General features: G+C 39.0%; 18 protein-coding genes. 9 read left to right on the forward strand and 9 right to left on the reverse strand.

Annotated elements, in window-relative coordinates:
- Positions 1-26: 26 nt before the first annotated feature.
- From HNP36_RS01675 to tsaE, 5 genes are all read right to left on the reverse strand, one after another.
- A complete protein-coding gene (locus tag HNP36_RS01675) occupies positions 27-737 on the reverse strand; it encodes a LytR/AlgR family response regulator transcription factor (RefSeq protein WP_184161243.1) in 711 nt (236 codons plus the stop codon).
- Positions 715-1,485 (reverse strand): histidine kinase, encoded by a 771-nt coding sequence (locus HNP36_RS01680; protein WP_184161240.1) that lies wholly within the window; start codon positions 1,483-1,485, stop codon positions 715-717. Before HNP36_RS01680 ends, HNP36_RS01675 begins: the two co-directional genes overlap by 23 nt.
- A gap of 51 nt (positions 1,486-1,536) precedes the next feature.
- Positions 1,537-1,908, reverse strand: coding sequence for a hypothetical protein (locus HNP36_RS01685; RefSeq protein WP_184161232.1), 372 nt, complete (start codon positions 1,906-1,908; stop codon positions 1,537-1,539).
- On the reverse strand, positions 1,908-3,101 hold the full coding sequence (locus HNP36_RS01690; RefSeq protein WP_184161228.1) for an alanine dehydrogenase: 1,194 nt from the start codon (positions 3,099-3,101) through the stop codon (positions 1,908-1,910). The genes HNP36_RS01685 and HNP36_RS01690 overlap by 1 nt, the downstream gene beginning before the upstream one ends.
- 68 nt (positions 3,102-3,169) lie before the next feature.
- Positions 3,170-3,577: a tRNA (adenosine(37)-N6)-threonylcarbamoyltransferase complex ATPase subunit type 1 TsaE gene (gene tsaE, locus HNP36_RS01695; protein ID WP_184161225.1), complete on the reverse strand. Its 408-nt coding sequence runs from the start codon at positions 3,575-3,577 to the stop codon at positions 3,170-3,172.
- Between the two features lie 102 nt (positions 3,578-3,679).
- Here tsaE and dnaG point away from each other — a divergent pair, with 102 nt between their 5' ends.
- Together dnaG and clpP are read left to right on the forward strand one after the other, a co-directional pair.
- Positions 3,680-5,662 carry a DNA primase gene (dnaG, locus tag HNP36_RS01700; RefSeq protein ID WP_184161222.1) on the forward strand — a complete coding sequence of 661 codons (1,983 nt, stop codon included), beginning with the start codon at positions 3,680-3,682 and terminating at the stop codon, positions 5,660-5,662.
- A gap of 122 nt (positions 5,663-5,784) precedes the next feature.
- A complete protein-coding gene (gene clpP / locus HNP36_RS01705; RefSeq protein ID WP_040995771.1) occupies positions 5,785-6,471 on the forward strand; it encodes an ATP-dependent Clp endopeptidase proteolytic subunit ClpP in 687 nt (228 codons plus the stop codon).
- A 262-nt stretch (positions 6,472-6,733) separates the two neighbouring features.
- Here the strand turns inward: clpP and tpiA are convergent, their stop codons facing one another.
- The 4 genes from tpiA to HNP36_RS01725 form a co-directional block, all read right to left on the reverse strand.
- Complete coding sequence (gene tpiA, locus HNP36_RS01710) at positions 6,734-7,495, reverse strand: triose-phosphate isomerase (RefSeq protein ID WP_184161220.1); 762 nt, start codon at positions 7,493-7,495, stop codon at positions 6,734-6,736.
- Positions 7,496-7,579: 84 nt separating this feature from the next.
- The gene (locus HNP36_RS01715) at positions 7,580-7,930 is read right to left on the reverse strand and encodes a TerB family tellurite resistance protein (protein ID WP_184161217.1); all 351 of its coding nucleotides are present in this window, start codon (positions 7,928-7,930) and stop codon (positions 7,580-7,582) included.
- Positions 7,931-8,039: 109 nt separating this feature from the next.
- Complete coding sequence (locus HNP36_RS01720; protein ID WP_184161214.1) at positions 8,040-9,149, reverse strand: BT_3928 family protein; 1,110 nt, start codon at positions 9,147-9,149, stop codon at positions 8,040-8,042.
- 6 nt (positions 9,150-9,155) lie between these two features.
- Positions 9,156-9,719: a DUF1599 domain-containing protein gene (locus HNP36_RS01725; RefSeq protein WP_184161211.1), complete on the reverse strand. Its 564-nt coding sequence runs from the start codon at positions 9,717-9,719 to the stop codon at positions 9,156-9,158.
- Positions 9,720-10,169: 450 nt separating this feature from the next.
- Between HNP36_RS01725 and folP the strand changes: the two genes are divergently transcribed.
- The 7 genes from folP to ilvA all read left to right on the forward strand — a co-directional run bounded on the left by folP (position 10,170) and on the right by ilvA (position 18,692).
- Positions 10,170-10,949, forward strand: a complete 780-nt coding sequence (gene folP / locus HNP36_RS01730; protein WP_184162328.1) for a dihydropteroate synthase — start codon at positions 10,170-10,172, stop codon at positions 10,947-10,949.
- Positions 10,950-11,286: 337 nt separating this feature from the next.
- Entirely contained in the window at positions 11,287-12,177 is an 891-nt protein-coding gene (ilvE, locus tag HNP36_RS01735; protein ID WP_184161208.1) for a branched-chain-amino-acid transaminase, read from the forward strand.
- A gap of 205 nt (positions 12,178-12,382) precedes the next feature.
- Complete coding sequence (gene ilvD, locus HNP36_RS01740; protein WP_184161205.1) at positions 12,383-14,065, forward strand: dihydroxy-acid dehydratase; 1,683 nt, start codon at positions 12,383-12,385, stop codon at positions 14,063-14,065.
- Positions 14,066-14,072: 7 nt separating this feature from the next.
- Positions 14,073-15,800: a biosynthetic-type acetolactate synthase large subunit gene (ilvB, locus tag HNP36_RS01745; RefSeq protein ID WP_184161201.1), complete on the forward strand. Its 1,728-nt coding sequence runs from the start codon at positions 14,073-14,075 to the stop codon at positions 15,798-15,800.
- A gap of 239 nt (positions 15,801-16,039) precedes the next feature.
- Positions 16,040-16,321 (forward strand): hypothetical protein, encoded by a 282-nt coding sequence (locus HNP36_RS01750; RefSeq protein WP_184161197.1) that lies wholly within the window; start codon positions 16,040-16,042, stop codon positions 16,319-16,321.
- Positions 16,322-16,374: 53 nt separating this feature from the next.
- A complete protein-coding gene (ilvC, locus tag HNP36_RS01755; protein ID WP_184161194.1) occupies positions 16,375-17,421 on the forward strand; it encodes a ketol-acid reductoisomerase in 1,047 nt (348 codons plus the stop codon).
- Between the two features lie 14 nt (positions 17,422-17,435).
- On the forward strand, positions 17,436-18,692 hold the full coding sequence (ilvA, locus tag HNP36_RS01760) for a threonine ammonia-lyase IlvA (protein ID WP_184161192.1): 1,257 nt from the start codon (positions 17,436-17,438) through the stop codon (positions 18,690-18,692).
- Positions 18,693-19,078 lie beyond the last annotated feature (386 nt).

Here is a 19,078-nt window from a genome sequence, read left to right on the forward strand (position 1 = left end):
AGTGAAACCGTAAATGTCTGAAAGATTTACTTTCCGAACAGTTCCATTAATGAATGTTTATAAGCTTCTCCAATCTGAAGCTTTAGAAAATGATCCCCTTCCGCCTGAATGGTAGTAATAATTTCATTGGTTGAAAATATTTTGATAGAAGACAGGGCAATAATTTCCTTTTTGTTTACCTGTGCGAAGTCTTTTTGGGGAAGCATTTCAAGAAGATTCTTAAAGCTGAGGTTTTTCAGGACAATTGTAGTTCCGTCATTCAGGATAATATCTTTGTCGCGGCTGTCGATTTCCGATGTTTTAATGTAGGCAATCTGTTCTGTGAAAATCACAGTTCTTCCGATATTGGTGTTCCATTCAATCAGATCCTTTTTATGGGGAATGTCTACGAGTTCTTTTGCTTTTTCGAAGGCTTGGATGAGTCTTTCCTTTTTGATGGGTTTTCTCACATAATCTACCACATTCAGGTCGAAGGCTTCTGCTGCATATTCTTTGTAAGCGGTGGTAAAAATGATCTTTTTGGAACCGGAAATAAGTTCTGCCACCTGAAGCCCTGTCATTCCGGGCATTTCGATATCAAGAATACAGAGATTACAGTCGATATCATCTATTTCATTCAGGAAAACTTTGGGATCATTGAATGCTTTTACCACTTCTACACTGTCAATCTGTTCGCATAGAAGCTTTAAGTAACTGATTGCCAATAGTTCATCATCAAGAATAACGCATTTTATCATAGAATTCTCCTAAATTGATTTTTAATTCTGCTGTGAAAATACCGTTTTTAGAGCTTTTTTCAAGCTGATAATGATTGCTGTAGATCATCTTAAGCCTTTGATCCAAAGATTGGCTCCCGAAACCGCTGTTTTCCTTTTCAAGAATATTTTTTAATGATGCCTTGTTGCTGACTTTCATGATGAATATTCCGTTTTCAAGCTCCATATGGATTGAGATGAAAGAATCCTGTGCCAGAAAATCGGTATGTTTAAAGGCATTTTCAATAAGGTCAACAGAAATCAGTGGGGCAAAGACTTTTTCTTCATACACTGCGTCAGATTTATTGATCCTTGATTTAATCCTGAAATCAAAAAGAGGGTTGATCTTTATTTTATTAATTTCTATTAGGCTTAAAGCGAAATTCAGTTCTTCTTTCGGGCTTACGAATTTATTGTTGCTTTCATACAGGATATAATCCAGAACATTTGCAAGTTTATCCAGGGACATATAAGTCTGGTAAGCATGAGACTGTACGGAGTTCAGTATATTTTTAAAAAGGTGGGGATTCAGTTTTGTACCGATATGTTCCAGCTGAACTTCATTCAGTTTCTGTTCGATGATTTTATTTGCTTCGGAAAGTCTGGTATTTCTCTGCCTGATCCTGCTGTTCTGGCTGAACAGGTAAATGCTGACCGTAAGCAGAAAGAAAATAGCAAAAACTCCAATAAAGATCAGGTAATCGTGGATCATGTAGTAATTGCCTCCCATAAAAATAGCTTTTAATGATCTTTATATAAATTTAGCAAAAGATCTCCAGGATCATTTAAGTTTTTTAATACTGTTTAAAGTTGCTGTTTCCTCACATTTCTCAAAGGTGATCTCGTAAGAAGGATTCTTCTCAGGATAGGTCAGAACATAGTCAGGACAAGGTTTTTTCTGTGCATGACTTTTATCGAAATCTACTTTTCCTTTGGTAATGATACTGTCTTTTACAAACTTTTCATCAATCTTATAAGTACTTATTCCGTTTTTGAAGTCTTCCGAATATTTGAATTCTTTAGACAGGGTTTCGGCTATTACACGGCTGTTGGGAAGATATCCGCTGCAGCTTGCCCCTTTTTTGTTTAAGATAAAAAATACGAGGAGGAGTCCCGGAACAAGGCCTATTAAATAGAATTTAAGTTTTTTCATTAGAAAATTAAAAGATTGATATCGTGGTAAGTAAGTCCGAAACGGTCACAGATCACTTTTTTAGTATGCCTTCCTTTGTACATATATAAACTCTGTTTCATTTCATTTTTGCGGATCAGCATATTTTCAAAGCCGCCTTCTTCATCGTAATTCAGGATATAGGACAGGAAGAAATTGGAAATGGCTTTTGTTGTGGTTCTTGGCATTCTTGACGTAAGGTTGGGAAGTCCGCAGTGGATCACGCCATGTTTGATAACATACGGGTTATCCATGGTTGTAAGTTCGGAGGTTTCAATGACCTTGCCGTTGTCTATCGTAATATCAATGATGACACTGCCTTTTTTCATTTTCGAAACCATTTCTTCGGTAACAATCGGGGTCATATTCAATCTTGGAAGCGCACCTATCACAACATCTGCACGCCTTAATGCTTTGCTTAATTCTTTAGGATCGATAATGGAAGTAGGAACACGGCTGTCTACAAGGGTATGAAGCCTTCTCAGCTTTGAAAGTGAATTATCGAAAACCCTCACGCTGGCTCCAAGTCCGATGGCTGCTTTTGTGGCAAATTCTCCCACGATTCCCGCTCCTAAAATAACAACTTCCGCAGGTCTGACTCCTGTAATGCCGCCCAGCATCAAACCGTTTGATAAAGCAAGAAGTTCTGATGCATATAAAATAGAAACGGTACCTGCAATTTCACCTATCAATCTTACCAGAGCAAGCTGCTTGTATTCATCCACGATAAATTCAAAAGCGATGGCATTGATCTTTCTTTCGGCGAGCTTCAGGAAATAATCTTTGTCTCTCAGGTTGATCTGAAGTGCTGAAACCAGGTAAGTATTAGGTTTCATGTACTCAATTTCTTCTTCTGTGGGAGGGTTGACCTTTAAGATAAGATCCTGTCCGAAAGCCTCTTTGGGATCATTGGTGATCTTTGCCCCGGATTCGGAGTACTGAAGATCTGTAAAAAAAGAACCTTCTCCGGCCCCTGCTTCTATGATAAGCTCATGGCCATGTTCTACCAGTACCTGTACTGCATCCGGAGTAATGCATGTTCTCCTTTCGTTAAGACAGGTTTCCTTTGGAATTCCAATACTGAACTGTTTTCCTTTCTTGATCACTTCCAATTTTTCTTCCTTCGGCATCAATTCTTCTTCAGTGAAAGGAGTAAAAATATTTGTAGTACTCATTCTTTAATTAAATTAGGTCTTACAGGTGGTTATTTTACTATGAATTAATAAGCAAAGATACATAATATTTACTCGAATGACACTTCTCTTTCATCTCCTGTATTCACGATGCTCATTGTGTGGTAGTTAAGCCCGTAGAGCTCTTCCTCATACACTTCCGGCCATTCTATGATGCATAAAAAAGCATTATCGAGGTATTCTTCGATGCCAATGTCATATACTTCTTCAATATTTTTTAGGCGGTAGAGGTCAAAATGATAGATTTTTCCCTTCGGTGTATTGTATTCGTTCACAATAGAGTAAGTAGGTGAGTTCACTTCATCATCACTTCCGAGATTTTTAAGGAGAAACTGCGTGAAAGTGGTTTTCCCTGCACCAAGGTTTCCTTTTAAAAGAAGGATATTATGTTTTAAGCCCGGAAGTATGTTATTGACAATTTCCTGCCAGTCTTCAATCCTGTTAATAATGAATTGCATAAAAGTAATTTGTGCAAAAATAGTAATAAAAATACTTGAAATATATAAGTAAACATTATATGATTGTAGTTTTTAAAGTTTGAAATTTCTTATTTTTACATCATGATTTCCAAGCAGACCATAGATAAGATTTTCTCAACGATACGGGTAGAAGAAATTGTAGGAGAGTACGTTCAGCTTAAAAGAGCAGGGTCTAATTTCAAAGGGCTCAGTCCTTTTCATGAAGAAAAATCTCCGAGTTTTGTCGTTTCACCAAGCAAGCAGATCTGGAAAGATTTCTCAACAGGAAAAGGAGGTACCGCCATTTCTTTTTTAATGGAGATCGAAAATTTTACTTATCCGGAAGCCCTTCGTCATGCTGCCAAAAAATACGGAATCGAGATTGAAGAAGATCAGCGTGAATTTTCTGAAGAAGCAAAACATGCCCAGACCGAAAAAGACCAGCTGTATAAAATTCATGAGGTTGCCAACTCTTATTATCAGGATATTCTTTGGGATTCGGAAGAGGGGAAAAGCATTGGTCTGGCTTATTTCCGGGAACGTGAGCTTAAGGATGATATCATAAAGAAATTCCAGCTGGGATATTCGGCGGAAAAGAAAAATGCCTTTACTGTTTATGCCGAAGAAAAAGGATATTCCAAGGAAATTCTTGAAAAATCCGGCCTTTCCATATTCCCTGAAAATACACCCGCCGGTATAGACCGTTTCCGTGAAAGGGTTATTTTCCCGATCCACAGTTTTTCAGGAAGGGTTTTGGGTTTCGGGGCCAGGATTCTTAAAAATAATGTAAAGACCGCCAAATACCTGAACTCTCCGGAAACGGAAATTTATCATAAATCTAATGTACTTTACGGTTTAAACCAGAGTAAGCAGGCCATTTCCAGAAAAAATATCTGTCTTCTTGTGGAAGGTTATATGGATGTTATAGCACTTCATATGGCCGGAATCGAAAATGTGGTAGCCAGTTCCGGAACATCCTTGACAACAGAGCAGATCAAATTGATCAAAAGACTTACAGAAAATGTAACGATTCTTTTCGATGGTGATAATGCAGGAATCAAAGCCAGTTTCAGAAGTATCGACATGCTTCTGACCGAAGGAATGAATATCCGTGTCCTGCTGTTTCCTGATGGTGACGACCCGGATTCCTTTTCCAGGAAACATCCGCAGGAATATGTTGAAAAATTCATTGAAAATGAGGCAAAAGATTTCATTGATTTTAAGGCTGAAATTCTTTTAAGGGAAGTTGGAAACGACCCGATTAAAAAAGCTGAAGCCATCCGGGATATTGTAAAATCCGTAGGTTTTGTTCAGAATGCCTTGAAGAGGGAAGTTTACCTGAAAGAGGTTTCCAATAAATTCGGCTTATCCGAGCAGAGTCTTTTCAATGAGCTTGATGTTCAGAAGCAGATCACACAGAATCAGCATCAACATGTTCAGCAGCAGAAAGAAAAAGTTCAGCCAAAACTTGAAATCGTACCGTTAGATGAGGAGAAAGAAGATCCTTACCTGTATGATGTGCTGTTCATGGAGAGCAAACTTGTGGATCATATGCTGATGTTTGGAGATATCGTGCTGAAAAGAACAAATGAAAAGAACGAAGAATACCAGATCACAGTTATTGAAGAAATCCTGCTGCATTTTGAAGAAGAGCAGTACAGCTTTTTGGTAAAAGGCAATGAGATTATCATTAACCAGGTGAAAGAAGGCATTCAAAAAGAAGAGCTGAGAAGCGGGAATTTCTTTGTGACTTTTATGGATGAAGAGATCAGTTCGAAGGTTGTAGATGCTTTAATGCCTCTGGACGAACTGGAAAACTGGGGTTCCCGAAATATTTATCCTCCCAATTACGGCGATAAAATAGCAGAACAGGTACAGGGTGACGTACTTTTGCATAAATACAGATATATTGATTACCTGATTAAGGAAACAGCAAGACAGCTGGATCAATACAGTGGCACTGATGAGGTAAAATATTATGAACTGATCAAAAAGATCACCCTATTGAAACAGGCTTCCATCAGACTGAGCGATATTATTGAATATTCACCGATCAAAGGGATCTATATCGACAGGAAAAGATAAGTTTGCAGACATACGGCTGATCATCAGGCAGGTATTCTGTGACAAAAAGTCCTATAAAATTTTAGGAATAAAAGTTGTAATTTAAACTTCGAAAAAAATATTTAATAATACATAATAGAAATATGGACATTAAAAAAGACTTCAGAGATTTCTCTGTAAAACATTTAGGAAACAGCGGTCTGGCTACCGATCAGTATATGGGAATGTACGGCCCAACAAACCTTACACCATATATCATGGAAGAAAGAAGATTGAACGTTGCACAGATGGACGTATTTTCACGTCTGATGATGGACAGGATTATCTTCTTAGGAACAGGAATCGACGATCAGGTTGCCAATATCGTAACAGCACAGCTTTTATTCCTGGAAAGTGCTGATCCTTCTAAAGATATCCAGATCTACATCAACTCTCCAGGAGGTAGCGTTTATGCAGGCTTAGGGATCTATGACACTATGCAGATCATCAAGCCGGACGTAGCAACCATTTGTACTGGTATTGCAGCTTCAATGGGAGCAGTTCTACTGGTAGCAGGAGAAAAAGGAAAACGTTCTGCACTTAAGCATTCAAGAGTAATGATTCACCAGCCTTCAGGAGGTGCTCAAGGGGTTGCTTCTGATATGGAGATCAACCTGAGAGAGATGTTAAAGCTTAAAAAAGAGCTGTATGACATTATTGCCCAGCATTCAGGCCAAACCTACGACTGGGTTGAGAAAGCTTCAGACAGAGATTACTGGATGACTTCTGAAGAAGCAAAAGGCTACGGAATGGTAGACGAAGTTTTACAGAGATCCACAGAGAAAAAATAATTTCATTTTGGAATATTGAAAAACGCACCGGTAAGGTGCGTTTTTTTATTTTAACCACAAAAGAAACAAAAATTCTGAAAAAAAGAAAGTTGCTTAAGCTTAATGAAAACCTTAATCGATATTCAATAATTAGATTGTTAGAGAAACCGGCGGCCTCGAAGAGGCCGCCGGTTTTGATTGTATATTGTTTGCTAAATTCAATAAGAATGGGCTTTAGCCCATTTACTGAAAATAATATTCCCCCATTGGCTTTAGCCGAAATCTATGAATTGAATCCCTCAATAATTTTAGAAAAATCCTCCAGTTTTAAAGCTGCACCTCCGATCAGTCCACCGTCAATATCAAGCTGGGAGAAAATCTCTTTGGCATTATCCGGCTTCACAGAACCTCCGTAAAGGATAGAAACTTCGTCAGCCACTTCCTGTCCGTATTTTGCAGCAATGATGCTTCTGATATGTGCATGAATCTCCTGAGCCTGTTCCGGAGTAGCCGTTTCCCCTGTTCCGATGGCCCAAACCGGCTCATAAGCAATAACCACTTTCTTGATTTCTTCAGCAGAAAGGGTGAAAAGAGCCACCTCAGTCTGGTTTTTCACTACTTCAAAATGCTGCCCTGCTTTTCTCTGCTCAAGGGTTTCGCCGTTACAGTAAACAGGGATCAGGCCTTTATCAAGAGCTAATTTGATCTTTCTGTTGCAGTGAGAATCCGTTTCACCGTGATACTGTCTTCTTTCCGAATGCCCGATCAGTGAACCGGTAGCATCAATAGACTCAAGCATATCGGCTGAAATTTCACCGGTATAGGCACCGCTTTCATGCTCGCTCATGTCCTGGGAAAATACACCGATTTCATCTTTTTCGAAGATATCTTTAGCCATCATTAAATATAAAGAAGGCGGTGCAATCCATACTTCGCAGTTAGTGGTGTTGCTATTTTTATAGCTTAGTAATTGAATCATCAACTGTTGTGCGTCAATGACATTTTTATTCATTTTCCAGTTTCCTGCAACTATTTTTCTTCTCATAGTTTATGTAAAAATATTTATTGATTTTATTGATCACTGTGAACTTTTCCGGAAGCCTTCTTGCTTCTCTGCGGTTGGCCCTTTTTATGCCAGATTCCACAGATTTTTCAAAAGCTTGTAGAAAGTATGTTCCTCATCAGTCACCTTATTATCAGCTTTAATTAATGTTTTAGCGAATTCTGCAAACTTCACACGTTCATCCTCCGTAGAATCATCGTGGAAGCATCTCGCATGAAATTCAAAATGATCCTTCCATTCCTCGGCCTGTAAAAGAGCCAGGGTTTCCAGCTCATTGTCAAGATTCATTCTGAAAGGAAATTCATCAGCCATATATTGTTGAACCAGCATTCCTTCCTCAGGAGCAAACTCTCCGTCTACGGAAGAAAGAATCATTAAAAGATGATAACCGGCGATTGATTTATTTGATTTTTGCATTTGTAAATGTATGTTTAAGTTTAGTGTTTAAATTTGATAGTTGATAATTGCGGGTTCCGTGTTTCGGGATTGATGGTTTTTTACAATCTACCTGTTCACAGTATCTATTCTAATCGATATAGTCCTTCGCAGGCTGTTTGTCCACAATTTTTCCCTTTTCCAATACCAGCACAAACGGATTGCTTCTCGCTATCGTTTTGATTGCAGTTCCGTCCATCATAGCATTTTTAATGGTTTTAAAAGTATTCGGATCCGTAGAAACACCATAAATAACAGCTCCTTTCTGAGCATTAACCTTGGCTTCAACTTTCTGAAAAAGATCAGCGGAAACTTCTTTCGGATGATAAGAGAAAACCAGGATTGCTTTGGGTGCATTGATAATTTCATCTGTAAGTTCCAGCCCTGTAGGATCTTCAATTTTGAATTTTACGATCTCGGATTTATAACCTTCTTTCGTAAGGACAGATTCATTCTTTCCTTCCTCTATTTTCCATGGGGAACCTTCTGACCAGTATTTTGTTTCCTTAATATAATCATCCTGGTTCACCTTTAAAACTTCTCCTGTTTTCTGATTTTTAAGCGAATAAAAAGTCTTGTACTCAGAAGGATTTTTATTGATCTTTTCCTTTTCAGCCTTTATATTGGTCCCGATCTTATAATCACGGAAATCAATCAATGGTTCATGCATAATGCCTTGAGCCATAATGTAAATCATGATCAGTGAGAAAAGCCCTAAAATAGAATATCTTATTTTACTGCCAGACTCTTTTGTTGTACCGCCATAAGTATCTTTTTTACTGAATTCCTTTCTGTAAAGGATAAACAGGATAACAAGACCGGCAAGAAGCACAATATCTTTGATAAAACTCTGCCAGGGAGTAAACTTCACGGCATCTCCGAAACATCCGCAATCCGTCACCACATTGAAATAGGCAGAATAGAAAGTAAGGAATCCAAAAAAGATACAAAGGGCAATTAACGCCGAAAGGGTAAACTTCAGTTTCAGCTTCAACAGCAGCATAAATCCTAAGAAAAGCTCCAGCACAACTACAATGACTGAAAACAGAAGCGCAAACTTTTCCAGGAACGGCATATTGAAAACCGGGGGAGCAAAATATTCTTCCATTTTGAAAGAAAATCCTACCAGATCCAAAGCCTTAACAAAGCCTGAAAGAATGAAGATAACAGCAATAATAAAGCGTAATAAACCTTTGACCATATGAATTTATTTTTGAGGTTCGGAAATATTTTCTTTTTCAGAGAACTTGATCAGGCAGAAAACAGCATAATTCAGCATATCAAAATAGTTGGCATCCAGCCCTTCAGAAACAATAGTTTGCCCTTGATTGTCTTCAATCTGCTTCGTTCTCAAAACTTTCTGGTAAATAAGATCAGTGATGGAGGAAATTCTCATATCTCTCCAGGCCTCACCGTAGTCGTGGTTCTTTCTTTCCATTAAAGCCTGGGCTTCATCAGCATATTTATCGTAAAGATTTAAAACCTCTTCCTTATTTTCATTAAAATCATTGGAAAGTCCCTTTTCAAGCTGAATAAGGCCAATGATAGAATAGTTCACAATCGCAATAAATTCGCCCTCCTCACTTTCATCCACCATTTTTTTATCCGTCATCTGAAGCGTACGGATTCTGTTTACTTTAATATAAATTTGATCCGTAATGGAACTGGGTCTTAATACCCTCCATGCAGCCCCATAATCTTGTAATTTCTTGCTGAACAGATCACGGCACTCACTAATAACTTTCCCGAACTGTACTGATGTTTTTGACATAAATTCTCTTAATCTTTCAAATATACGAATTAGGTTTTAGGTAGCAGGAATCAGCGGTTGATTTTTGTCAGAGTTTGGGGTTTTGAGTTGGAAGGTTTTAGGGTTGCGGGGTGTAGGCTTCGGGGTAGGAGTGTTAAGAGTAGGAAAGTTGGTTGCTGGTTTATTATAGGAAAATTTTAAAATGAAGAGACTCTAAGTTTGACATTTACCTAAAAAAATATTCGTTTCTACCCAATCCTTTATCAACGAATAATAAACCAGCAACACTACATTTCGCAATAAGTCTTAATTTTGCAGAATATCATCACCTATCAGTCATCATTTATCAATCATAAACAAAGCATGCTTTCAAATTCCCAAACCCTCAAACCCTCCGACCCTCAAACTCTCCAACCTTTCCATTCCATCAACTGCAACGGAAAACTGGTAGAACTGAGCACTCCAAAGATCATGGGTATCCTCAATCTTACCCCGGATTCTTTTTCCGATGGAGGAAAATTCAATAATGAAAAATCAGCATTGGAGCATGCAGAAAAACTACTGAAAGATGGGGCAGAGATTATCGATATCGGGCCGCAATCTACCCGCCCGAATGCAGAATTTTTGAACAGTAAAGAAGAAATTGAGAGAATAGGAAACGTAATTTCCAGAATAAAAAAAGAATTTCCGGAAGCATTGATTTCCCTTGATACATTCTATGCGGAAACTGTAAAATTCGGATTTAATGAAGGTATCGATATCATCAACGATATTTCGGGAGGGCAGTATGATGACAAAATGTTTGACACTGCAGCTGAGACAAAACTTCCTTACATTCTCATGCATGTAAATCCCTCTTATAAAACCATGCACGATAAAATAAAATTCGAAGACATTACACTTGAGATCAACCGTTATTTTTCCGGAAAGACGAATGAACTCCTTGAAAAAGGGGTAAAAGATATCATTCTTGACCCCGGTTTTGGTTTCGGAAAAACAATAGAAGATCAGATGAAAATGATTGATGAAACCGGATATTTAGGTTTGAGCAAATTTCCCCTGTTGATAGGCATTTCCAGGAAATCATTCATCTATAAACCGCTTGGAAAATCTCCTTTGGATATCAACCGGGAAACTCAGAAACTTCATATGAAAGTGTTGGAACAGGGAGCCAAAATTTTAAGGGTACATGATGTAGCTGAAACAGCCGTAACAATCGGGGGATTTTGCGAAAAAAATAAAAAGTGTTAAAAAAACTTGCGCAATATTAAAAAATCAATACATTTGTATCATGAATTTTACGAATCAGAAAAATATTATGGTCATTTCTAATATTATTGTTGTAATTAACAGCAGTAAAGAGACGGCCTTATAAAATATTTTAGATTAAATTATATAAGCCGTTTCATATGTTGAAACGGCTTTTTTATTTCAAAAAATTATGTATCAGTTATTAACCGTAATTATTGTCATTATTATTCCCTTGCGTTTGTGAGAAGGATAGACTATGACTGTACATATTCAGGCCCTCTCACACTATGAGAGGGCTTTTTTTATTCCCGTTTGTTAATTTTTTAAACCCTATACAATGTATTACAGCGACAAAACTATCGTGTATTTTGATGGAAAATTCCTGAAGGCAGAAGAAGCAGGAACAGATCTTTACGGACAGTCCCTTCATTACGGTTACTCCGTTTTTGAAGGCATAAAGTCCTATAAAACAGATCACGGAACCAGAATATTTAAAGCAGAGGAACATTATGAAAGACTGAAAAAATCAGCAGAACTGATGCATATTCCATTTGATTATACGGTCCGCGAACTTACAGATCTCACCTATGAACTTTTAGAACGAAACGGCTTTAGTGATGCTTACATTCGTCCGCTAATAACCTGTTCTCCCAACATGTCCCTGTCAAAAGGCAAAAAATCTTACTTATCCCTCCTTGCCTGGGAATGGAGCAATGGCTATCTCGCAGATAAAATGAAAATCATGACTTCCGGTTTCCAGCGCCCGAATCCCAAAGCTTTTAAAATTGAAGCCAAAGTAGGCGGACATTACGTTAATTCCATTCTTGCCTGCCAGGATGCAAAAGACAGAGGATATGATGAAGCCTTGTTACTCGATGAAAACGGAAATGTTGCCGAAAGTTCAGGAGCCAATGTGTTCTACGAAAAAGGAGGGATGTTATTTACCCCGGCAAAAGGAAACATTCTACCGGGAATTACAAGGCAAACCGTTTTTGAAATATGCAGTGAACTTAATATTCCCGTTAAAGAAACCCTCTTTAAACCTGAGGAAATGAGAGGAGCTGATGCCGCTTTTTTCTGTGGTACGGCAGCTGAAATTGTAGCATTGGATTCTTTGGATGATGTTCCTTTCACCAAAAACTGGGAAGATACAGCAGGTAAAAAGATACAGCAGGCCTATTTTAAACTGGTAAGAACAGATAAGAGTTCTGTTGTTGTAAATTTTTAAAACATAAATGATTAATTATCAAATTGATATGTGCATTTTTCAAACAGTTGGATATTGTAGTTTTCATAAAAATGAAAATGAAAGAAATATTACAAACTGTAGTTTTGGATCGAAATTAAGTAAAAAACTTTATTGATGTCTTCCGGAAATTAAAATTTTTTATACAGCACCTGAGATATCATAAGAACAGCAAATGCAGGATAGTATGTTAAACAAATATTCAAAAACATTTACACAAAACAGAGAACAGCCCGCCGCAAAAGCAATGCTTTACGGAATAGGCTTTACAGATGAAGATATGCAGAAAGCCCAAATCGGAATTGCCAGTATGGGCTACGATGGAAATACCTGCAATATGCACCTTAATGATCTTGCAAAATTCGTAAAAAAAGGAACCTGGGATCACGGACTCGCAGGATTGATTTTCAATACAATAGGTGTAAGCGATGGGATGAGTAATGGTACAGATGGCATGCGTTACTCACTGGTAAGCCGTGACGTTATTGCAGACAGTATAGAAGCAATCTGTGGAGCTCAATACTATGACGGAATCATTGCATTACCGGGGTGTGACAAGAATATGCCGGGAACCATCATTGCTATGGGAAGACTGAACAGGCCATCCATCATGGTATACGGAGGAACCATAGCTCCGGGATGTTACAAGAATGAGCCACTTAATATCGTTTCAGCTTTTGAAGCTTTGGGAAAAAAGATTGCCGGAGAAATTTCAGAAGAAGATTTTAATGGGGTTATTAAAAATTCCTGTCCCGGGGCAGGGGCATGCGGAGGAATGTACACTGCGAACACCATGTCTTCAGCCATTGAAGCATTAGGAATGAGTCTTCCGTATTCATCATCAAATCCGGCATTGAGCAAAGAAAAACAAAAAGAGTGCCTTGAAGCGGGAAAATATATCAAAATATTGCTGGAAAAAGATATCAAACCTTCAGACATTATGACCAGAAAGGCCTTTGAAAATGCCCTTCGCCTGATCGTTATTCTAGGAGGAAGCACCAATGCGGTTCTTCACTTTATAGCAATGGCAAAAAGCGTTGGTGTTTCTGTAACTCAGGATGATTTCCAGAAAATGAGTGACTGCACGCCCGTATTGGCAGATCTTAAGCCAAGCGGGAAATATCTGATGCAGGATCTTCACGAGCACGGGGGAACACCTGCTGTAATGAAATACCTGTTGGAAGAAGGTTTACTGCATGGCGACTGTTTAACAGTTACCGGAAAAACTATCGCTGAAAACCTTGAAAATGTTCCCAGTCTGGATTTTGCAAAACAGAAGATCATCAGACCTTTATCAAATCCTATCAAAGAAACAGGACATTTAAGAATACTCTATGGAAATCTAGCAGAAAAAGGAAGTGTAGCAAAGATTACCGGAAAAGAAGGAGAAAAATTTTCAGGAAAAGCCAAAGTATTTGACGGAGAAAAAGATCTCATCAAAGGCATTGAAAACGGAAGGGTTCAGCACGGAGACGTAATTGTAATCCGCCATGAAGGACCTAAAGGAGCACCCGGAATGCCCGAAATGCTGAAACCCACCAGCGCACTGATCGGGGCAGGCCTGGGCGGAAGCGTAGCTTTAATTACCGATGGACGCTTCAGCGGAGGGACTCACGGTTTTGTGGTAGGACACATTACTCCCGAAGCCCACGAAGGCGGCCTGATCGCTTTTGTGAACGATGATGATCTTATTGAAATAGATGCAGTAAACAACATCATCCAGTTAAAAGTGTCCGAAGAAGAAATAGAACAGAGAAAAAAAGGATGGCAAAAACCTGAACTTAAAGTTAAAAAAGGACTGCTATACAAATACGCACTCACCGTATCATCAGCGGCAGAAGGTTGTGTAACAGACGAAATCACTCAATAAAAATATAATGAAGAATCTAAATGTATCCACAGAAACAGAAATAAGCGGCAGCCGGATCATCCTTGAAGCATTTCTTCAGGAAGGGGTAAAAACCATATTCGGATATCCGGGAGGGGCCATTATCCCCATTTATGATGCCCTTTACGATTATAAAGATAAGTTGGAACATATTCTGGTCCGCCACGAGCAGGGAGCGGTCCATGCCGCACAGGGACTGGCAAGAGCCTCCGGAGAAGTAGGGGTGGTATTGGCTACCAGCGGCCCCGGTGCCACCAATCTGGTAACTGGATTAGCAGATGCATTATTGGATAATACTCCGGTTGTATGCATCACGGGGCAGGTTTTTGAACATCTTTTGGGCACAGATGCATTTCAGGAAATAGATGTGATGAACGTTACCAGTCCAGTTACCAAATGGAATTACCAGGTAACCGATGCCGAAGAACTTCCTGAAGTATTGGCAAAGGCATTCTATATCGCAAGATCGGGAAGACCTGGCCCGGTACTGATAGATGTAACGAAAAATGCCCAGCTGCAAAAGGTTTCGGATAAAGGGTATACACCTTGCGATTCTTTAAGAAGTTACAGGCCGGATCCTGTTCCCGATATGAAAAATATTGAAAAAGCAGCCACTCTGATCAATAAGGCGGAAAAACCATTCATAATTGCAGGGCAGGGAATTATGTTAGGAAAGGCAGAAAAGGAATTTCTACAGTTTGCTGAAAAATCGGGAATTCCTGTTGCATGGACTGTTCTGGGAATGAGCGCCATTCCAACAGATCATCCTCAGGCCGTTGGAATGGTAGGAATGCATGGAAATTACGGTCCCAATATCCTCACCAATGAATGTGATGTCCTGATTGCCGTAGGAATGCGCTTTGATGACCGTGTAACCGGAAGACTTGATCAGTATGCAAAACAGGCTGGTATCATTCACCTTGATATTGACAAAGCAGAGATCAATAAAAATGTAAAAGCTGATGTTCCGGTTCTTGGAAATTGTAAAGAAACATTACCGCTCCTTACTGATCTGATAGAGCCAAGAGAACATACAGACTGGCATCAAAAATTTAAAGATTGTTACAAAATTGAACATCATAAGCTGATTAGCCTTGAATTATATCCTTCAGAAGGAGAAATTACCATGGGAGAAGTAATCCGGCACCTTAACGAAATGACAAAAGGAGAAGCAGTTATTGTAACGGATGTAGGACAGCATCAGATGGCGGCTTGCAGGTATTCAGATTTTAAACATTCCAGAAGCAATATTACCAGCGGAGGATTGGGAACCATGGGATTTTGCCTGCCTGCTGCTATAGGAGCCGCTTATGCAGGAACCAGACGTCCGGTCATTGCGGTAATGGGAGATGGAGGCGCCCAGATGAATATTCAGGAATTGGGAACATTGATGCAGTATCAGCCGGATGTTAAGATCTTGATTCTCAATAACTGCTATCTGGGAATGGTAAGACAGTGGCAGGAGCTGTTTCACGAAGAAAGATATTCATCGGTGGATATCCAGAGTCCTGATTTTGTACAGGTTGCCAAAGGATATAATATTCCGGGAAGAAAGGTAACTCAGAGGGAAGAATTGGAAATAGGTCTCAGTGAAATGCTTCATCATAAAGGAGCTTTCCTTCTCGAAGTAATGACAGGAAAAGAACACAATGTTTTCCCCATGATTCCACAAGGGAAAAGTGTTTCCGAAATTGTACTGAATCATAATAAGGTTTAAGTTCATATGGAAACTTACATTTTAAAATAAAATCAGTCTTTTATTTCGGAAGTATGTGTAGAATTTTTTTACCACAGGTTTCACTGATTTGCACAGTGGATTGCACATAATTTTAACAACTTCAATAAAGTATACCATAAATATCTGTGAAAATCAGTGAAATCTGTGGTAAATGAGAAAAATAGATTAAGGCAAAATAATATATAAGGATCAAGTTTAAAATATAAAATAGGAAAGAAATGAAATCAGAAAACAGAGAATATACCATCACTGCTTATACGGAAGATTATTTAGGACTTATCGGCAGGATCAATGCTATTTTTTCAAGGAGAAGAGTTCCCATTGTGAATTTCAATGCAGGGCCTTCCGAGATGGAGAAAGTGAAAAAATTTGTGATCGTTATCAGAGAAACGGAAGAATCTGTACAGAAAATCACCAGGCAAATAGAAAAACAGGTAGATGTTCTGGAAGTTCACTATCATAAAAATCCATATCTGACAGTGGTAGTACATGCCAGCTGATCAGAAATACAATCAAAAAAATAATAATTGACAACAAATAAAAATTTTAAGAAATGGCAAAATTGAATTTCGGAGGAGTAGAAGAAAACGTAGTGACAAGACAGGAATTTCCATTGGAGAAAGCACAGGAAGTATTGAAGGGTGAGATTGTAGCAGTGGTAGGATATGGAGTGCAGGGACCAGGGCAGGCACTCAACCAGAAAGACAACGGAATCAATGTGATTGTCGGACAGAGAAAGAACTCAAAATCCTGGGATAAGGCAGTAGCAGACGGATTTGTACCCGGAGAAACCCTGTTTGAAATAGAAGAAGCCCTTCAGAAAGGAACCATTATCTGCTACCTTTTGAGTGATGCAGCCCAGATTGAATACTGGCCCAAAATAAAAAAATACCTTACTCCCGGAAAAGCATTATACTTTTCCCATGGTTTTGGAATAACTTTTAATGAGCGTACAGGGATTATTCCTCCCGCTGATGTTGATGTTTTCCTGGTAGCGCCTAAAGGATCAGGCACTTCCTTAAGGAGAATGTTCCTTCAGAACCGCGGACTGAACAGCAGTTTCGCCGTGTATCAGGATGCAACTGGAAAAGCAAGAGAAAGAGTAACTGCTTTGGGAATAGCCATAGGGAGCGGGTATTTATTTGAAACGGACTTTAAAAAAGAAGTATTCAGCGATCTTGCAGGAGAAAGAGGAACATTGATGGGAGCTGTACAGGGAATATTTGCGGCCCAGTATGATGTGCTGAGAAAAAACGGGCATAGCCCCTCCGAAGCGTTTAATGAAACAGTAGAGGAATTAACACAATCCTTAATGCCGTTGGTAGCAGAAAACGGAATGGACTGGATGTACGCCAATTGCAGTACCACAGCCCAAAGAGGAGCATTAGACTGGTGGAAACGTTTCAGAGACGCTACCTCTCCTTTGTTTGAGGAACTGTATGATAGTGTAGCTAAAGGAAATGAGGCTCAACGGTCCATTGACAGCAACAGTAAGCCGGACTACCGGGAAAAGCTTGAAGTGGAGCTGACAGAGCTCAGAGAAAGTGAAATGTGGAGAGCAGGCAAAACCGTCCGCAGTCTAAGGCCTGAAAATAATTAAAAACAAAATGAACGATGAAGCAAACGTATCCTTCAGTTTTAACTAATATCTATAAGGCTGCTGAAAGACTTAAAAGCGTCATTGTAAGAACACCTTTGGCCGTAAATAATAATCTTTCCGATCTCTATGATGCCAGAATAAGCTTTAAACGCGAAGATCTGCAGCGTGTAAGATCCTATAAAATCAGGGGAGCTTACAACAAAATGGCTGTGATGTCCTCTGAAAGCCTTGCGAAAGGTGTAGTCTGTGCCAGCGCAGGAAATCATGCCCAGGGAGTTGCTTTTGCCTGTAATACCATGAAAGTGAAAGGAACCGTTTTTATGCCTTTACCCACACCGGGACAAAAACTGGAACAGGTGAAAATGTTTGGGGGTGACTATATAGATATTATTCTTTACGGGGATACTTTTGATGAAGCGAAAGATGCAGCAGTGAAGTTTTGTAAGGATCATCAGGGAGTATTCATTCATCCTTTTGATGATCAGGATATTATTGACGGCCAGGCTACAGCAGCACTGGAAATTCTCGAACAGTCGGATGAGCCTGTTGATTATCTTTTTGTCCCGATAGGTGGTGGAGGTCTGGCGGCTGGTGTTTGTACGGTATTCAGGGAATTGTCTCCGCAGACGAAAATTATAGGAGTGGAGCCTTCCGCAGCAGCAAGCATGAAAAAAGCACTGGAAAAAGGAAAACCGGTGCTTCTTGAAAACATCAGCCGTTTTGTGGATGGAGCTGCTGTACAAAAGGTCGGGAATCTTAATTTTGAGCTTTGCAAAAATGTACTGCATGATATGGCTCTGGCGGATGAAGGTAAGGTATGCGAAACCATTCTTTCACTCTATAATAAAGATGCCATTGTGGTAGAACCTGCCGGAGCTCTTTCTGTAGCTGTGCTTGAAAAATACAGGAATGAGATCAAGGGTAAAAATGTGGTATGCATCATCAGTGGAAGCAATAATGATATTACACGTATGGAGGAGATCAAAGAAAAAGCTCTTCTGTATGCAGGTTTAAAACATTATTTTCTGGTAAGATTTGCCCAACGCCCGGGAGCTCTGAAGAATTTTGTTCTGAATGTCTTGGGACCTAATGATGATATTACCACTTTTGAATACACCCAAAAAAATTCAAAAGAAAAGGGAATAGCTGTCGTAGGCATTGTTCTGAAACAGAATCAGGATTTTGATCCGCTGATTAATAATATGAAGAAATATGATTTTTTCGTTACCTATCTGAATAATGATCCGTCTCTGATGAATCTGTTCACCTAGAAATATTTTATAGGTAATTGATTTTTGTAACGATTAGAGAATCGACATAGGAAAATGGAGCGTTAAGAAAATAAACCCTGTGAACGTTAAGAAAATTCTACTGAAGCGTGGGACAGCTTTTGATCCTAAACATACAGTGTTTCTGCGCAAGTTTTAGAATTTTTAGAGAACATGATTTATTTTTAGCGGAAGTTTCCCAGTCTTGAATTTTTGATTCTTTTGTTTCAAGACAAAAGAACAATATTATATATCTCGCATATTTTGCAAATTTTGCAGATTTTTAATAAAAAATGGGTATCTATAACTGTTACAAACCGACATTGGAAAATGGAGCGTTAATAAAATGAATCCTGTGAACGTTAAGAAAATTCTAGTGTCCGAAGCGC

The organism is Chryseobacterium shigense (assembly GCF_014207845.1).
In the GTDB taxonomy this organism is placed as follows: domain Bacteria; phylum Bacteroidota; class Bacteroidia; order Flavobacteriales; family Weeksellaceae; genus Chryseobacterium; species Chryseobacterium shigense_A.

What these genes read in the sequence shown, in the direction of transcription:
- HNP36_RS01675 (WP_184161243.1), bottom strand. Translation starts at nt 737, where the DNA reads ATGATAAAATGCGTTATTCTTGATGATGAACTATTGGCAATCAGTTAC.
- HNP36_RS01680 (WP_184161240.1), bottom strand. Translation starts at nt 1,485, where the DNA reads ATGGGAGGCAATTACTACATGATCCACGATTACCTGATCTTTATTGGA.
- HNP36_RS01685 (WP_184161232.1), bottom strand. Translation starts at nt 1,908, where the DNA reads ATGAAAAAACTTAAATTCTATTTAATAGGCCTTGTTCCGGGACTCCTC.
- HNP36_RS01690 (WP_184161228.1), bottom strand. Translation starts at nt 3,101, where the DNA reads ATGAGTACTACAAATATTTTTACTCCTTTCACTGAAGAAGAATTGATG.
- tsaE (WP_184161225.1), bottom strand. Translation starts at nt 3,577, where the DNA reads ATGCAATTCATTATTAACAGGATTGAAGACTGGCAGGAAATTGTCAAT.
- dnaG (WP_184161222.1), top strand. Translation starts at nt 3,680, where the DNA reads ATGATTTCCAAGCAGACCATAGATAAGATTTTCTCAACGATACGGGTA.
- clpP (WP_040995771.1), top strand. Translation starts at nt 5,785, where the DNA reads ATGGACATTAAAAAAGACTTCAGAGATTTCTCTGTAAAACATTTAGGA.
- tpiA (WP_184161220.1), bottom strand. Translation starts at nt 7,495, where the DNA reads ATGAGAAGAAAAATAGTTGCAGGAAACTGGAAAATGAATAAAAATGTC.
- HNP36_RS01715 (WP_184161217.1), bottom strand. Translation starts at nt 7,930, where the DNA reads ATGCAAAAATCAAATAAATCAATCGCCGGTTATCATCTTTTAATGATT.
- HNP36_RS01720 (WP_184161214.1), bottom strand. Translation starts at nt 9,149, where the DNA reads ATGGTCAAAGGTTTATTACGCTTTATTATTGCTGTTATCTTCATTCTT.
- HNP36_RS01725 (WP_184161211.1), bottom strand. Translation starts at nt 9,719, where the DNA reads ATGTCAAAAACATCAGTACAGTTCGGGAAAGTTATTAGTGAGTGCCGT.
- folP (WP_184162328.1), top strand. Translation starts at nt 10,170, where the DNA reads ATGGGTATCCTCAATCTTACCCCGGATTCTTTTTCCGATGGAGGAAAA.
- ilvE (WP_184161208.1), top strand. Translation starts at nt 11,287, where the DNA reads ATGTATTACAGCGACAAAACTATCGTGTATTTTGATGGAAAATTCCTG.
- ilvD (WP_184161205.1), top strand. Translation starts at nt 12,383, where the DNA reads ATGTTAAACAAATATTCAAAAACATTTACACAAAACAGAGAACAGCCC.
- ilvB (WP_184161201.1), top strand. Translation starts at nt 14,073, where the DNA reads ATGAAGAATCTAAATGTATCCACAGAAACAGAAATAAGCGGCAGCCGG.
- HNP36_RS01750 (WP_184161197.1), top strand. Translation starts at nt 16,040, where the DNA reads ATGAAATCAGAAAACAGAGAATATACCATCACTGCTTATACGGAAGAT.
- ilvC (WP_184161194.1), top strand. Translation starts at nt 16,375, where the DNA reads ATGGCAAAATTGAATTTCGGAGGAGTAGAAGAAAACGTAGTGACAAGA.
- ilvA (WP_184161192.1), top strand. Translation starts at nt 17,436, where the DNA reads ATGAAGCAAACGTATCCTTCAGTTTTAACTAATATCTATAAGGCTGCT.